13 protein-coding genes are annotated in these 15,677 nt (G+C 48.2%); 4 read left to right on the top strand and 9 right to left on the bottom strand.

From position 1 onward, the window contains the following. Positions 1 to 79 precede the first annotated feature (79 nt). The 7 genes from BN1234_RS19645 to BN1234_RS19615 form a co-directional block, all read right to left on the bottom strand. Positions 80 to 883 (bottom strand): MBL fold metallo-hydrolase, encoded by an 804-nt coding sequence (locus BN1234_RS19645; protein ID WP_054958333.1) that lies wholly within the window; start codon positions 881 to 883, stop codon positions 80 to 82. Positions 884 to 890: 7 nt separating this feature from the next. Continuing rightward, on the bottom strand, positions 891 to 1,640 hold the full coding sequence (gene yycI / locus BN1234_RS19640; RefSeq protein WP_054958332.1) for a two-component system regulatory protein YycI: 750 nt from the start codon (positions 1,638 to 1,640) through the stop codon (positions 891 to 893). A gap of 31 nt (positions 1,641 to 1,671) precedes the next feature. Next, positions 1,672 to 2,952, bottom strand: a complete 1,281-nt coding sequence (locus BN1234_RS19635) for a YycH family regulatory protein (protein ID WP_054958331.1) — start codon at positions 2,950 to 2,952, stop codon at positions 1,672 to 1,674. Then, the gene (walK, locus tag BN1234_RS19630) at positions 2,949 to 4,772 is read right to left on the bottom strand and encodes a cell wall metabolism sensor histidine kinase WalK (RefSeq protein ID WP_054958330.1); all 1,824 of its coding nucleotides are present in this window, start codon (positions 4,770 to 4,772) and stop codon (positions 2,949 to 2,951) included. Before walK ends, BN1234_RS19635 begins: the two co-directional genes overlap by 4 nt. Then, entirely contained in the window at positions 4,772 to 5,503 is a 732-nt protein-coding gene (yycF, locus tag BN1234_RS19625) for a response regulator YycF (RefSeq protein WP_054958329.1), read from the bottom strand. The genes walK and yycF overlap by 1 nt, the downstream gene beginning before the upstream one ends. Before the next feature lie 236 nt (positions 5,504 to 5,739). Beyond that, positions 5,740 to 7,308: a M23 family metallopeptidase gene (locus BN1234_RS19620; protein WP_054958328.1), complete on the bottom strand. Its 1,569-nt coding sequence runs from the start codon at positions 7,306 to 7,308 to the stop codon at positions 5,740 to 5,742. A 306-nt stretch (positions 7,309 to 7,614) separates the two neighbouring features. Further along, positions 7,615 to 8,208: a hypothetical protein gene (locus BN1234_RS19615; RefSeq protein WP_054958327.1), complete on the bottom strand. Its 594-nt coding sequence runs from the start codon at positions 8,206 to 8,208 to the stop codon at positions 7,615 to 7,617. 224 nt (positions 8,209 to 8,432) lie between these two features. Between BN1234_RS19615 and BN1234_RS19610 the strand changes: the two genes are divergently transcribed. From BN1234_RS19610 to BN1234_RS19595, 4 genes are all read left to right on the top strand, one after another. Beyond that, on the top strand, positions 8,433 to 9,110 hold the full coding sequence (locus BN1234_RS19610) for a response regulator transcription factor (protein ID WP_054958326.1): 678 nt from the start codon (positions 8,433 to 8,435) through the stop codon (positions 9,108 to 9,110). Continuing rightward, positions 9,107 to 10,489: a HAMP domain-containing sensor histidine kinase gene (locus BN1234_RS19605; RefSeq protein ID WP_054958325.1), complete on the top strand. Its 1,383-nt coding sequence runs from the start codon at positions 9,107 to 9,109 to the stop codon at positions 10,487 to 10,489. Before BN1234_RS19610 ends, BN1234_RS19605 begins: the two co-directional genes overlap by 4 nt. Before the next feature lie 116 nt (positions 10,490 to 10,605). After that, positions 10,606 to 11,706 carry an ABC transporter permease gene (locus BN1234_RS19600; RefSeq protein WP_054958324.1) on the top strand — a complete coding sequence of 367 codons (1,101 nt, stop codon included), beginning with the start codon at positions 10,606 to 10,608 and terminating at the stop codon, positions 11,704 to 11,706. Beyond that, positions 11,706 to 12,395, top strand: coding sequence for an ABC transporter ATP-binding protein (locus BN1234_RS19595; RefSeq protein ID WP_054958323.1), 690 nt, complete (start codon positions 11,706 to 11,708; stop codon positions 12,393 to 12,395). The genes BN1234_RS19600 and BN1234_RS19595 overlap by 1 nt, the downstream gene beginning before the upstream one ends. Before the next feature lie 373 nt (positions 12,396 to 12,768). On the opposite strand, the gene BN1234_RS19590 is transcribed toward BN1234_RS19595, so the two are convergent. Both BN1234_RS19590 and dnaB read right to left on the bottom strand, forming a co-directional pair. Then, complete coding sequence (locus BN1234_RS19590) at positions 12,769 to 14,052, bottom strand: adenylosuccinate synthase (protein WP_054958322.1); 1,284 nt, start codon at positions 14,050 to 14,052, stop codon at positions 12,769 to 12,771. A gap of 263 nt (positions 14,053 to 14,315) precedes the next feature. Further along, a complete protein-coding gene (dnaB, locus tag BN1234_RS19585; protein ID WP_054958321.1) occupies positions 14,316 to 15,677 on the bottom strand; it encodes a replicative DNA helicase in 1,362 nt (453 codons plus the stop codon).

The raw sequence follows: 15,677 nt of genomic DNA, 5'->3' as shown, positions 1-15,677 counted from the left end.
TTATCCCTGCACCGCCATTCTTTGCTTCTGTCCAGGCCCGGTTCATCCGCTCATTAGGCCAATTATTATTTGCCGTATTTCAATCCTTAATCTTGTCCCACGGCGTGGAACGGTCATAGAAGGTATCGCACAGTTTGAATTCACTATCCTTGAAAAAACAACCGTTGTCCTCCATCGTATCGCGAACCGTCATTTTGGCTAGATCCATCATATTATGATCCCGGCTGAGGTGGGCAAGATACACTCGCTTCGTATCCCCTGTCATCAGCTCGCTGAGCGCATCTCCTGCCGATACATTAGACAGGTGGCCCATATCGCCGAGAATGCGGCGCTTGGTATTCCACGGATACCGTCCCATTCTCAGCATTTCAATATCATGATTAGCCTCAAGCACGAGTACATCGGAGCGGTCTATTGCTTGTTTCACCTTGTCACTCACATATCCGAGGTCTGTAGCTACGCCCAGCTTCTCATCTCCATCATAGAAGCAGTAGCCTACCGGCGCCGCAGCGTCATGCGAAATCTCAAAAGGCTCCACTCGCAGCGTTCCGAAATCCTTCACCTCGTGGCTGTCCAGTACAATCCGGTTTTCCTCTGCAATCTTGCCGACTGAACGGTTGATGGCTTCCCAGGTCTTCTCATTCGCATAAATGGGAAGATTATATTTACGAGCGACGGCACCGAGTCCTTTAATATGGTCTGAATGCTCATGGGTAACGAGAATCCCGTCAATCTCCTCTCCGGACATATCCCGCTCCTTCAGAAGCTCATCAATTCGCCGTGCACTCAGCCCGGCATCAATCATCAGTGTCGTATCCTCATTCCGAACAATCGTGGCGTTGCCCGTTGAGCCGCTCGACAGCACGGAAAATGATATCCCCATAAGTCTGTTACTCCTTTGCTTTCTCGGTCTTGGTTGTGAACACATCTCCACTTATCCCCTGGACGTAAATCATCTCTCCACTATCCAGCGTAAATCGCCATGCCGGAGCTGCAAATTCAACATCCGTATTAAACATCTGTCCGTAATAACCAAGCTGTATATCCTTGACTGCCGATTTTGGCGGAATGAAATTCCGCTCGATAAGTGTCCCTAACGCTTTCGAAGCAGATAGCACCTTCTGTTCCTCCATATCGCTGGTGGATTGAATTTGCAGCTCCGGGCTCCGGAAATATTCAATCCTCTGGCTCTCATGGAACAGCTCCAGCTCCACATTGAACAGCGGCCACTCTCCAAGAACCAGTGGACGAAACACAAAAGCATTCTCCTTATCGGACGGCGGATCATGACGATACTGCTTCATATTCGGTATTTGTCCCTCCAGCAGGCTGATCAATTCCTTCTGATCCGAGTAGATCAGCTTCGTTTCTACAGAATTGTTCAGCTTCACCGGCTTTCCTTGCTCCGGAAGACTGTAGGAAAAGGCAATCTTCGGCAGCTGAGGTGTTCCTGAGGGAATCGGGCTTAACACCTGGATACGGTTCTCTTCCATAATTCGCTGTGTATTTTCAGGCAGAGAATTAAAGCCCGGATTGGAGCCGGCCTGCTCCCTGTAATCAATCCACAGCTGGTAACCCAGCACCAGATTCAGAAGCAGGAACGCGTAGATTAACACATTTTTAGCCCGTCCCCAATCCATAAGCTTCCCTCCTTTACCTTCCATCGTAATTTTAATCTACTACCTGCATGCTTCCGTTCGAGAGCTGAACGCCCCATGCAGGCTTGAGCCAGAGTCCCGTCTCTTTTAATATCGGTAAATATACCGGCTCTACATCTACGACCCTCATGTTTCCAGCCAGTATGCCCAGCTTCTCCTGCAGCTCCTCTCCGGCAGGCAGCTTCACAAGCTTCTTCTTCAGCTCTTCCGACTTCACATACAGCAGGGAACGCTCATAGGAGGTCACGGTTCCATTTTGAAGCTCCACCTTCATGGTTCCAAAATGGAAGTCCGCTGTATTTAGAATCGGGTACCCGCGGTGGTACTGCTGAAACTCTACCAGCGTCAAGCCTTCATTGTCTTCCGATTGGTTCACCCGGTAAGAGCCGTTCCAGCCGCCATGCTGATTCACAAAATCAACGGCTGACAACACATCTTTACCCGGACTGCTCTCACCCGATGGCGGCGCCGCAGGATCTGTATAGCTCATCCAGTTCTGTCTTTCATCAACCTGGAGGCTGCGCTTGCTGTCTGTATAAATTTCAGAGCCATCCCGCTCCTGTATATTCCTTGTGATGCTCGGATCGAAGAATAAACTCCGCTGCATCTGCTCCACCGTGTACATATCGATGGCAAGCTCTACATTTACCATATTTAGCGGTTGCTCCGGTATATACAGCGATGTTCCTTCGAGCATGGTGTACGGAACCCAGTCCTGTCCAAAATCCACCAGCTGGTGAATATCCTGCACGGTCAGGTCAACCTGGGCAGCCTCATAGACGACACCGCCCTCGGTACTGAAGAAGAGCGCATGTACCTTAGGCTCTCCATCAATGCTGTACACCCATAATTTATCAATATTTTCTCCTTCGAACAGAGAATCGGGCTTGATCTGCATCACTTTCTGAAGCAGCGTTACCGGCATGCCGGAACCAAAGCTCATCTCAATCCCTTTACTGCTGGACCGGAGCTTGGACCAATCCATATTGTTCACCGTGCGCCGCTGAAAGCCCTCAAATTCACGGCCCTTAAGCCGATTATAGACAAGATCATAGAACATCTGGTCCGGGTAGAATACCGTATGCTTGTCCTCGCCCATATGAATGATCATTTTCTTCGGATAAATCAGGTTTTCCACCTTCTCATCCGGACCCATCGTCTCTGTCTTGATGTATGCATTCTCGGTTCGCGCAACAGACTCGCTGCCAGGGAGGCGATAGATAAGGAAATAACTCTGAACCAGGCTGCCCAGCACCAATACAAGCAGAATGGCTGTCTTTATTCGCTCTTTCATTCCGTCGCCCCCCCTTCATCATTCAGAGGCAGCGTAAAAGTGACCTTCGTCCCTTTTTCAAGCTCGGATTGGAGGGAAATGGACCCGCCATGTACTCGCACAATTTCCCGGGCAATGGACAGACCCAGCCCTGTACCTCCCATATTTCGCGTCCGTGCTTTATCAACCCTGTAGAATCGTTCAAAAATCCGGTCCAAATCCTTCTTGGGTATGCCGATTCCTGTATCTTCTACGGATAATGACAGCATGCCATCCTCCGTGATGTCGGCCTCCATCGTAATCGTGCCTCCGTCAGGCGTATATTTAAGTGCGTTCGAAATCAGATTGTCGAGCACCTGATCAATTCCATCCCGGTCAAGCATCGCCGTGGATACTCCAGGCTTCGCGTCAATAATCGTATGCACATTTTTCTGCTGCATTTGAAACGAGAACCGGTCCTCTACATCCTCCAGCATTTCGACTATATCCACCCGCTGCTTGCGCAGCGCACTTTCCTTGGAATCCATCCTGGACAGATGAAGAAGATCGGTGACAAGCCGAATCATCCGGCCTGTCTCATTCTGAATGACACCAACAAAGCGCGGACCCATCTGCTTATCCTCCAGCGCTCCATCCTCCAGCGCCTCGGTGTAGCTCTTAATCGTCGTGAGGGGTGTCCGCAGTTCATGTGAGACATTCGCAACAAACTCACGGCGGGAAGCCTCCAGCTTCTCCTGCTCGGTAACGTCCTGCAGCACTGCAATCGTACCGGTAATGCCGATCTCACGGCGATGAATCGGGGTAAAGGTTACCCGCATCATAAAGGGCTGGCCGCTTTCGCCTGGTGTAAACTCCAGCAGCTTCGAATCACTGACGCCGCGGGCCAAGGATTCTGCTTCGATCTCCGAAAGCCCCAGCAGGGGACCGATTTCACGGCCGGCAAGCTCTTCCCCCTCCACGCCAAGCATCTGTCCTGCACGGCGATTCATGAGAATAATACGGCCCGCCTCATCGGTAGCAATAACCCCGTCACTCATATTCGTAAGAATCGAAGCCAGCTTCTCCTTCTCTTCTTCATTCTGGGAGAGAGCTTCCCGAAGCCGGCTTGTCATATAATTAAAGGTCTGGCTCAATTGCCCGATTTCATCGCTTCCGAATACCGGCGTCTTCTCTGTAAAGCGCCCTTCGGCCACGGCTCTTGCATGGCGGGTCAATTCCTTGATCGGATGGGTTATGGTATGGGACAGAATGACCCCAAGCACCGCCGTCAGGCCAAGAGCCAGCAGTATACCGGATATAAAAATACTATTAATCCGCTGCATGGTTCCATACAGCTCGCTCATGCTTGCTACGATATAGATCGCACCGACGATTTTTCCATTGTGTATGACTGGCTTGGCGACCACTTTCTTACGGGTGCCGTCATCGTCAATGATATATTCCTCATTATCTACAATGCCCTGAAGCGCACGGCTGACGACCGTCTGGGTATTCTTATTGCCGACATAGTCCGCATGAGATAACAGCGATGTTGTCAGCACTTTACCCGTGGCATCCAGCACCTGAATTTCGGCCCCGTCCATATTGAACAGGTTGCTCACCATAACCTGCAGGCTTTCTTCCGGGTTCTCATCCGGTTCACCGCCAGCGAGCGTCTTGGCTGCAAGCACAGACATCAGCTCCGCCCGCTCCTGCAAATCCGTCGTAAAGTTGCTCGTTAATGAATTTTTCATCGCACTTACGAAGTAAACACCGATCAGCTGCATCGCAATCAGGATCAGCAGCACATATATAATAATGACCTTCGCCTGAATCGTGCGGAAGAAGGACAACCACTTCATTACAGCCCTCCACTTTTAGGACTGCGCATTAAATAGCCAAGCCCCCGCCGGGTCAAAATATACTCCGGCTTGCTTGGATTCTCCTCAATCTTCTCACGCAGCCGGCGGATCGTCACATCAACCGTACGGACATCGCCGAAATACTCGAAGCCCCATACGGCCTGCAAGAGATGCTCCCGTGTCATGACCTTGCCGGCATTCTTGGCTAAGTAATAAACAAGCTCATACTCCCGGTGCGTCAAATCCAGCGCTTCCCCGCTCTTATATACCATATACATATCTGTATCTATAAATAGTTCAAACAATCGCAATCCTTGCTTGGCTGCTTCAGACGAACCGTTGTTATCCGCTGGGATATCGGTCTTATGCTGCCGCCGCATCTGGGCCTTCACCCTTGCCAGAAGCTCTCTTGTACTAAACGGCTTGGTTACATAATCGTCAGCACCAAGCTCAAGCCCGAGCACTTTATCGATTTCGCCGTCCTTGGCCGTAAGCATGATGATGGGAATATGCAAGCCAGCCGTCCGAACCTCGCGGCATACATCCATTCCGTCTTTACCAGGCAGCATCAGGTCGAGCAGCATCAGATCCGGACGCTTTGACAATGCAATCTCAACTGCACTGATCCCGTCGGAAGCGCAAATCACCTCATAGCCTTCTTTTTCGAGATTAAACTTCAATATATCAGCGATGGGCTGTTCGTCATCCACCACCAGAATGGTTCCCTGCATATCGCTATTCACCTCATACTTTCGCTTAAAAGATCTTCTCTCTATTTTATCATACCTGAGGTACCGGTACATCCACCTGCCGAAGTATAACCATCGATTCTAATCAATTTTGCATATACAGCTCTCAATAAATAACATGGCCGCCCCCATATCAGGAGCGGCCATGTTAACTAAGTTATGATATATGAACCAATTATGGCTTATGTCATCATTAGTAAGCCTAGTATAACACAGGTTTATAAATATTTCATTGGATTTAATTGCACACCATTTTTACGAATTTCAAAATGGAGATGTATGCCTGTTGAGCGCCCCGTACTGCCCATAATACCAAGCTTTTGGCCTTGGCCTACCGATTGGCCGCTGCGTACCGCAATACTGCTCATATGACCGTAAAGCGTCTGATATCCATTGCCGTGATCCACGATTACGGCATTTCCATAAGTCCCTTTCCGACCGGCAAATACAACCTTGCCTCCGGCTGAAGCCATAATCGTACGACTGCCAACCATATCTGTTCCTTCATGGGTGCGGCCCCAGCGCTGACCGTAAGAGCTTGTTATCCGCGCACCGCTGACCGGCCATGCGAACATACGTCTTGATGAAGAAACTTTCGCTTCTGCTCCGGATGTCGTTACCACCCTTTTCTTCACTTCGACTTTTGTTCCCTTATATACAACCTCTGGCAATGCTTCCTTAACCACCTGCTGACCTGTCCACTGCTTGGAGACAACCTTGCCATTCTCCTTGGTTACAACATAGCTAACCATCTTCTCGCCATCGCGTCCCGGACGAACAACCTTCCGTTTGCCCTTCGGTAATTCAGCGCTCTCGCGAACAATCGTCTCGGGCTTGCTTGGCATCTTCTCGGTCACCGTTTCAACCGTGCGTACCGTTAATGGAGCTACCGGTCTGCTTAGCTCAAGCTCGGCACCGATTTGAAGATATTTCTCCTGAAGGCCGGGATTCAGTGCAATAACCTCGGCACTCTTCATACCGTGAGCCTTGGCAATAGAAGAAACGGTATCCCCTTCTTTTACCTTATAAGTAACGGGTTCATCCTTCGTAGCTGTCAGTGCTTTAACTGCTTTTTCCACATCCAGCACTTTGTTCGGATCAGCCTTCGTATTCGCAAGGGTAAGCTTCTCTTTCACTTCAACTGACTTTACTTGTGCGCTGTCATCAGCTGACGTCTTTTTATAAGAAACGGTTCTAATTTTCGGGCTTGCCTCAGCAGCCGCCGGTGCATATTTCGCCTTCGCTGCTTCAATTGCCGCTTGAGCTGTCCGCTGGTCCTTAACAATGGCTACTGTCTCACCGTCAACCTTCAGCTCAACGCCACGGGCGTATGCCTTCAGCATCCCATCCAGCTTCGCAAGGGTCTCTTCACTCTGGACAACCGGCTTGAAACCCCGGTCAGCCTCCGATCTGATCCCATCCGTGTTCAGTACCATCTGCGCATGAGGATACTTTTCCTGGTAGGCTTTCTGCTTCTGTTCAAACAGCTTGTCCAGCTGTTCATCATCCTGAATCGTACCAATATTCTCACCGTTTACATATACGTGATAAAACGATACGGTGTTTGCATTTACGTATTCACGACCTACGAAAAATAATGATCCTGCTATAAGCAGCGTACCTGTCGGAATCAAAATCCATTTACGGGAAGGAAACCAACCTTTTTGTTTTGTTTCTGTCTGAGTGTCGGATTCATGTCCAGAGTTTTCGTTATCGTTGGCAGCACGGTCAGCTTTAAGTACGTTTTTAACGCTGTCATACCACCTCGTAAATTTAAAACCTTTCATGCTCTTCTCCTTTTTCAGCCCTCAATCCCTATGTACGCTCATTCTATGTTGTCGATTCTCATTGAGCAGACAAAATTAAGTTTTGCTGTAGCTTATTATTCATCATACTATAATCCGCTAAAAGGTTTCAAAATCTTAACCTTTTCAACACTAATTAACTGTAACACAGCTTTTACAGTCCTTTCAAGTCTGGTTAAAGCAGAAAAAACCCACGCGGGACGTGGGTTTTGGCGATTTTCCTGAAATTGTTGTGTTTCAAGTTATGACTGAATGTTTACAATTCAAAGCCTGCAAGCCTTCATGGGATTACTTCTGAAGCATCGTCATTAATTTCTCGAACTCTTCTTTGCTTAAATATTGGGAGATTCCCTTCTCTATCTCATCCAGCTCAACTGCGGTTAATCCATCCTCCATTGAAACCGATATTTTTTGCATAATCTCTTGCGGCAGCTTGGTCATCAATAGTGTGAAAATTTCCTCTTTCTCCTGAGTCGTAAGGCTGCTCTTCTTATCCACCATCTCGTCTGGAGTCATCACGATCTGCTGCTCAACCGCCGATTCATTTATACTGTTTCCCATTACAGGCAACGAATTATCCGGAGGAGTATCTCCATCCACCTCCCGGTTAACTTCCTTTGGATCAGTCCCATCCCCCTCTGAACCCTTCCTGCCTGATTCTTGTGGTTCCTGCCTCGTCTTGCCCTCGCCCGAGGTATTCATTCCGAAAAAGCTTTTCATAATCCCCGCTGCCCCAAGCGGCTGCCCTTCCAGCTGTATATTAAAGCTGGCGAGCACGGATTGCAGATAGGCGTTCACGACAATTCCTGTCGTTAAGATTGATAGTGTACTAACCAGCACGGCCGTAAGGCTTATTTTAAGCAGCCATTTCATCAGCTTCATGCTCTCCACCTCCTTCTAATGCATGGCCCGAATTGATATCGTTATCATGACTTCCTTATTCAGTATGGACGGCATGCCGGAGGTTCAACCTCTTAAATTGTCTCATTTACCACTTTTTTATAACACTTAAGACTGTTATTTATGTAATTTTGGGTAAAACCAGGCTCGTGCTATGATGACTATGATTCACCATTTTTCATAACATTCGAGGAGGCAATTCCATTATGGTTAACATTCTTATTGCAGACGACGATTCCCACATACGGGAACTGCTCCGGTACCATCTTCAGCTCGAGGGCTATGTTGTATTCGAGGCATCTGATGGTAAGGAGGCTTCTGCATGTCTAGCCAAAGAACATATCCATCTGGCCATTGTCGACGTCATGATGCCGAATAAGGATGGGTATCAGTTAACCGAAGAAATCCGGAATGACTACGATTTTCCCGTAATTTTATTAACAGCCAAAGACCAGCTCCTCGATAAAGAAAAAGGCTTTGCCGTGGGCACGGATGACTATGTCACCAAGCCTTTTGAACCGAAGGAGTTAATATTCCGCATTAAGGCTCTGCTGCGCCGTTACCAGATGGTTAGTGCAGACAAGATCCACCTTAACAACACAACGATCGACCGTAAAAGCTATGAGGTATACGGGCACGACAAGGTGCTGATGCTCCCCATGAAGGAGTTTGAACTGCTGTCACAGCTTGCAAGCTATCCGGATCGGACCTTTACCCGGGAAGAGCTGATTCAGCTCATTTGGGGCTCAGACTTCGATGGGGATGACCGGACGGTAGATGTACATATCAAGCGGCTCCGGGAGCGTTTTGCAGACCGAAGTGATGATTTCACCATCCGTACGGTGCGCGGAGTCGGCTATAAACTGGAGGCTGCGTCCAAGTGAAGACTTTATATTCACGAATCGTCATTACAACAATATGTATTATGGTGCTGAGCAGCCTTATCGCGTTCATCTTGTCGAATGTGTATTACCAATTTAATTTGAAGCCTTATAATGACCAGAAGATTACTGCAATGGCCTATGATATTCAGGAATTTTATAAGCAAAACCCGGACATTGATGTGGAAAATTATCTAGTACATATAGGGAAGCTCGGTTATCAGATATATCTTGTAAGCGAGGATGGCCAAGGTGCCTTCTATGGCGGGGAATTTAGAAAAAAAGAGATCGCTCCCGGTATCGTGCAGCAGGTTACTCACGGTGAAACTTATCATGGTGTTCTGAACTTTTCATCCAATCTGTTCATTACCGGTTTCTTTGATAATGATCTGAAGAATTCCATCGGCGTGCCGATCGTTATCGATGGCGTTAATCATGCTCTCTTCCTTCGGCCAGATGTAACCGTCCAGTTCGGTGAAATGCGGATTTTCTTCTCACTCATTCTGATCATTTCGATCCTGCTGAGTATCTTCCACGTTGGTATCATTACCAACTATATCGTGGAGCCGATTGTGCGTCTGACGGATGCCACCAAGCAAATTTCGCAAGGAAAATACGATCTGAAATTAAATGTAAAAAGAAGAGATGAAATCGGGCAGTTAGCAGATCATTTCTCTCATATGGCGAAAGGTCTTGAGCAGCTGGAACAGATGCGTCAAGAATTCGTATCCAACGTGTCCCATGAAATCCAGTCGCCGCTCGCCTCCATTCAAGGCTTCTCTCAGACGCTGCAGACATCCGAGGGGCTTTCAAGTGAACAGCGCCAGCACTATTTATCGATTATTGAAGATGAAAGCCGGCGCATGTCTCAACTAAGCAAGCAGCTGCTCATGTTAGCCTCCCTTGATAAAGAGGAGCATATTTTAGAGAAGACAACCTTCGATCTGTCTGCCCAGATCAAGCAGGTACTGTCCGTTACGGAATGGAGCTGGCGCAGCAAGGATCTCGCGATTGATATGGAGCTTCCTTCTCTGTTTATATACGGAGATCAGCAAATGCTGCATCAGGTATGGATGAATCTGATCACGAACGCCGTGAAATTTACCGATGCCGGCGGTACCATTTCGGTGCGTGTGTCCAGACATGACGATATATGCAAAGTGGAAATTTCGGATACCGGCATGGGGATTTCCAAGTCCGATCTTCCTCATATTTTTAACCGGTTCTATAAAGCAGACAGCTCCCGTAACCGGAAGGAGACTAGCACCGGACTTGGCCTATCCATCGTGAAGAAGATTGTGGACCTCCATCAGGGACATATTGAAGTAAAGAGCGAACCAGGCAAAGGAACGACATTCTTCGTTACCCTCCCTATTATTTAGCAATTTTTTCATCACCCTAGTTCATGTTCCATTCACATTGCGCTCCTATACTGTACTCACAGCCAGGATCCTTATGGTTCCTTGGCAGAGTTTACAGAAGTGGAGTTGAAGCAATCATGTTTCTTGCCTTACGTGAGCTTAAACATGCCAAGATGCGTTATTTACTCATCGGATTCATTATGGTTCTGATCGCATGGCTTGTTCTATTCGTAACCGGTCTGGCTCAAGGGTTAGCGTCAGATAATGCGTCTTCCATCCAAAATATGAAGGCCAACCATCTTGTCATACAGAAAGAAGCCGATAACCGGCTGAACCGTTCCATTCTGACAGAGAAGGATTTCGAGGATATCCAGAAGTACACCGGTGATGATTCCATCACCCCGCTCGGTGTTCAGATGACGACGGTCACCCGCAGCAACTCTACTGCCAAAGTGGACGCTGCCCTCTTCGCCATCGATACGAACCGGATGCTTGCACCTGAAGTGGTGGAAGGCTCGATGATCAGCGAAGAGAAGGCTGACGAAATTTTGGCTGACCGTTCCCTTAAGGAAGAGGACTTCAAGCTGGGTGATCAAGTAGTCGACCAAACTTCTGGCAAAACCTTCACCATCGTAGGTTTTACAGAAGGCCAATCCTTCAGCCATGCCCCCGTTCTGCATATGAACTATAAAGGCTGGGAGTCGATTCATACGGCGGGAGCCGGCCGCGGATTATTCTTTAATGCGATTGCTCTTACCGCGAGCAGTGAACAGGCTGATGCGCTGAATGAGCAGTTCCCGGGCGTTGATGTTATTACTAAAAAGGATGCGCTGCAGGGTATTCCGGGCTTTAAAGAAGAGCAAGGCTCCCTTACGATGATGATTGCGTTTCTGTATATCATTGCCGCCTTTGTGTTAGCCGTATTCTTCTATGTTATTACCATTCAAAAAATGAACCAGTTCGGCGTTCTTAAAGCCATCGGTGCACAAACAGCCTTCTTGGCTAAGAACCTTATTTCGCAGGTCCTGCTTCTATCGGTTGTCAGTCTGGTTATTAGTATCGCACTTACCTATGGTGTAGCGGCTATCATCGGCAGCGGGCTTCCGTTTGTTCTTTCACCATCCATGGTTCTTCTTACATCCGGACTGTTCCTGCTCGTATCACTGATCGGGTCGCTGTTTTCTCTTTACCGGGTGATCAAAATTGATGCGATTGAAGCGATTGGGAGGGCTGAATAATGCGTAATAAGTTAGTACTTGAACATGTCAGCAAGGAGTTTGGAGACGGCGATACATCGGTAAAAGTGCTTGATAATGTGTCGCTGCAAGTGAAGGCAGGCGAATTCGTAGCGGTTGTCGGACCCTCAGGCTCTGGTAAAAGCACCTTCTTATCCATCGCAGGTGCACTCTTATCGCCGACCAAAGGACGGATTATAATCGGGGACCAAGAAGTCGGTAAGCAATCCGCGAAGCAGATGAACAAGATTCGCCTTGATCATATCGGATTTATTTTTCAATCATCAAACTTGATTCCTTATTTAACGGTTCGTGATCAACTCCTGCTTATTTCGAAGCTGGCTGGAAATCCGAAGCGTACGAGTGAAGAACGTGCAGACCATTTGTTAAAAAGACTTGGCCTTACGCACCGCTCGAATGCTTATCCGGAAGTCCTGTCAGGTGGGGAACGTCAGCGTGTTGCCATTGCACGTGCATGGATGAACAATCCTGAGCTCATTCTGGCGGACGAGCCTACAGCAAGTCTCGATTCGGAACGAGGGCGGTCTGTGGTACAGATGCTTGCAGACGAAGTAAAGCTGCATCAGAAAGCCGCTGTCATGGTAACCCACGATTTGCGTATGCTCGATTTATGCGACCGTGTCATTTATATTGAGGATGGCAAGCTTTCAGAACAACCGATCCAGCACTAACCAGAAACAGGCCGGACTTCTTCTCAATGAGAAAGTCCGGCCTGTTTCATGTTTACACCAAATGAAGCCATATACAATCGCAGCAAGCGGTTTCCGCAGGATCCCCAAATCCATCATACATCTACCTATGCCGCTTGCCGCCCTGTAATTATGCTCTTCAGCGTTTTACTTATTTAGATAGAAACCAATAAATGAAGCCGATGTTAAGCGCTTTCAATTTTTGAAAGGCTTGCTCCGGACTTATGATTCGATTATATCCTAATATATAACAATTAAGGGGATATATTTTTACTTATTACGGATAAATATCTCTATTCTCTGAAAAAAAGAAGCCTGCTCACTTTCGAGTCAGGCTTCTTCTAAATTTGATAGATTAATAAATTGGGCGTACTTGATTCGTCTGTTCGCGATTTCGGCCTACAGAGAAGATTGAAATCGGAATTCCTGTCAATTCCGACACACGCTCTACATAACGGCGTGTATTCTCCGGAAGATCCTCAAGTGTTCTCGCACCCGTAATATCCTCACTCCAGCCCGGAAGCTCTTCATATACAGCCTCACACTCGGCAAGCATTTTCAAGCTGGCAGGATAATGGGTGATCTCCTCACCGCGATATTTGTAAGCCGTACAAATCTTCACGGTCTCCAGGCCGCTCAGTACATCCAGCGAGTTCAGAGACAGACCCGTGATTCCGCTGACACGGCGCGCATGGCGCACTACAACACTGTCGAACCAGCCTACACGGCGGGCACGGCCAGTAACTGTTCCATACTCATGGCCCTTCTCACGGATATAATCACCGATCTCGTTGTTCAGCTCCGTCGGGAACGGTCCGTCACCAACACGTGTTGTGTAGGATTTAGCTACACCGATTACCTGCTGAATTTTCGATGGACCTACGCCGGAACCGATACATACACCACCCGCAGACGGGTTCGAGGATGTAACGAACGGATACGTACCTTGATCGATATCCAGCATAACACCTTGTGCACCCTCAAAGAGCACCTTCTTGTCTGCGTCGATCGCATCGTTTAGCACAACGGATGTATCACATACATAACGGCGAAGCTCTTCGGCATAAGCAAGGTACTGTGTTAGTGTCTCTTCTACATCCAGCTCTTCTCCACCATACACCTGCTTGATGATATTGTTCTTCTCTTTCATCATATGACGCAGCTTCAGCTCGAACTCCTCAGCATCCATCAGGTCTGCGATCCGGATACCGTTACGCGCCGCTTTATCCATGTAAGCCGGGCCGATTCCTTTACGTGTCGTACCAATCTTGTTAGGACCTTTCCGGTCTTCTTCAAGCGCATCAAGCACCATATGGTAAGGCATAATGACATGCGCGCGGTCACTGATGACCAGATTATCAGTGTCAAATCCGTTATCATGAATATATTTAATCTCTTCAAGGAGCGCAGCCGGATTAATAACCATGCCGTTTCCAATCACGCAGCTCTTTTCTTTATAAAAAACGCCGGATGGAATCAAGCTAAGCTTGAACTTTTTCCCGTCAATCAGAATTGTATGCCCCGCATTGTTACCGCCTTGGTAGCGGGCTACCACGTCAGCGCTCTCCGCCAGGTAATCTGTGATTTTCCCTTTTCCTTCGTCTCCCCATTGCGTTCCCACAACGACTACCGTTGACATATTCATTCCTCCACCCGGTGATTCAATCGCCTGATTCAATCACCTATATAGTCAGTCTCACTTTTAAACTCAAAACCATACAACTTTCACACAACAAGCTGCCTCGCCAGAGGCATTAATAGTGTAACAGCCCCTTTTTTTAAAGTCAAATAAAAAAACGAACAATCGTGATGGTGCATGTACGATTGTTCGTGATTGAGTCAGCTTATGTTCGGAAATTCATCCGAATTGAGCCTTAGTTGTATGAAATTAAAGGAATAAGACTAACCGGCGGCAAAAGCATCCGCATGATTGCGTTCGTAATTGACGAATTTATTGAAGTTTTTCAGGAATACCAGCTCTACCGTACCTACCGGGCCGTTACGCTGCTTGGCGATAATAATCTCAATGATGTTTTTCTTTTCCGTTTCCTGATTATAATAATCATCGCGGTACAAGAACGCGACGATATCGGCATCCTGCTCGATTGAACCGGATTCGCGCAAGTCACTCATCATCGGGCGTTTATCCTGACGCTGCTCAACACCCCGGCTAAGCTGGGACAGAGCGATCACGGGCACTTCCAGCTCACGTGCAATCTGCTTGAGTGTACGCGATATCTCTGATACCTCCTGCTGGCGGTTCTCGCCGGCCTTACCGCGTCCATGGATCAGCTGAAGGTAATCGATCAGAATCATGCCAAGTCCCTTTTCTTTCTTCAGACGACGGCATTTCGCACGAATATCGGCAACCGTCACACCCGGTGTATCATCGATATAGATCTCTGCCTCCGAAAGAGCAGCAATGCCCATTGTCAGCTTCGACCAATCCTCATCACCCTTAAAATCACCCGTACGCATAACCCCTGCATCAAGGTTAGCCTCGGCACAGATCATACGCTGAACCAGCTGGGGCGCGGACATCTCCAGACTAAATATCGCAACGGTCTCTTTAGCCCGGATGGCCACGTTCTGTGCGATATTCAGAGCGAACGCTGTTTTACCTACGGAAGGACGAGCGGCCACAATGATAAGGTCACTGCGCTGGAATCCGCTTGTCATCTTATCCAGATCAACGAACCCTGACGGAATACCAGTTGTGTTTCCCTTGTTCTGATAAAGTCCCTCCACCTTATCGAACACTTCCATCAAGACATCGCGAATCGCAATAAACCCGCTGCCGGTACGGCGATTGGATATTTCCAGGATGCGCCGCTCGGCTTCACTCAGCATACCGGATACATCTTCCCCACCTGTATATCCTTCACTAACAATTTGAGTTGCAGTGCGGATCAGGCGACGGAGCATCGATTTTTCTTCGATAATCTGAGCATAATATTCTACGTTAGCAGCTGTAGGTACACCATGAGCAAGCTTTGCCAAGTAACTGACGCCGCCAACTTCCTCCAGCTGCCCTTTATCTTGAAGCCGGGAGGTGAGTGTCACCAGATCGATCGGCTGGCTCTCTTCTCCAAGCTGCACCATAACCTCAAAGATCATCTGATGCGACTTATCGTAGAAATCCTCGCTCTTCACCCGCTCCATCGCTGTAATCAGCGCCTCGCCTTGCAGCAGTACAGCACCTAGTACTGCCTGTTCTGCTTCGAGATTCTGGGGAGGTATCCGATCGAAATATTCTCCTCCCAT

It is taken from the genome of Paenibacillus dakarensis, assembly GCF_001373415.1.
Classification (GTDB): domain Bacteria; phylum Bacillota; class Bacilli; order Paenibacillales; family Paenibacillaceae; genus Paenibacillus_AQ; species Paenibacillus_AQ dakarensis.
This window is presented reverse-complemented; position numbering and strand designations above follow the sequence as displayed.

Excerpts from the sequence above, each read along its gene's own strand:
- BN1234_RS19615 (WP_054958327.1), bottom strand. The coding sequence starts at position 8,208 with ATGAAGCTGATGAAATGGCTGCTTAAAATAAGCCTTACGGCCGTGCTG.
- BN1234_RS19595 (WP_054958323.1), top strand. The coding sequence starts at position 11,706 with ATGCGTAATAAGTTAGTACTTGAACATGTCAGCAAGGAGTTTGGAGAC.
- BN1234_RS19590 (WP_054958322.1), bottom strand. The coding sequence starts at position 14,052 with ATGTCAACGGTAGTCGTTGTGGGAACGCAATGGGGAGACGAAGGAAAA.
- dnaB (WP_054958321.1), bottom strand. The coding sequence starts at position 15,677 with ATGGGAGGAGAATATTTCGATCGGATACCTCCCCAGAATCTCGAAGCA.
- walK (WP_054958330.1), bottom strand. The coding sequence starts at position 4,772 with ATGAAGTGGTTGTCCTTCTTCCGCACGATTCAGGCGAAGGTCATTATT.
- yycF (WP_054958329.1), bottom strand. The coding sequence starts at position 5,503 with ATGCAGGGAACCATTCTGGTGGTGGATGACGAACAGCCCATCGCTGAT.
- BN1234_RS19645 (WP_054958333.1), bottom strand. The coding sequence starts at position 883 with ATGGGGATATCATTTTCCGTGCTGTCGAGCGGCTCAACGGGCAACGCC.
- BN1234_RS19620 (WP_054958328.1), bottom strand. The coding sequence starts at position 7,308 with ATGAAAGGTTTTAAATTTACGAGGTGGTATGACAGCGTTAAAAACGTA.
- BN1234_RS19610 (WP_054958326.1), top strand. The coding sequence starts at position 8,433 with ATGGTTAACATTCTTATTGCAGACGACGATTCCCACATACGGGAACTG.
- BN1234_RS19600 (WP_054958324.1), top strand. The coding sequence starts at position 10,606 with ATGTTTCTTGCCTTACGTGAGCTTAAACATGCCAAGATGCGTTATTTA.
- yycI (WP_054958332.1), bottom strand. The coding sequence starts at position 1,640 with ATGGATTGGGGACGGGCTAAAAATGTGTTAATCTACGCGTTCCTGCTT.
- BN1234_RS19635 (WP_054958331.1), bottom strand. The coding sequence starts at position 2,952 with ATGAAAGAGCGAATAAAGACAGCCATTCTGCTTGTATTGGTGCTGGGC.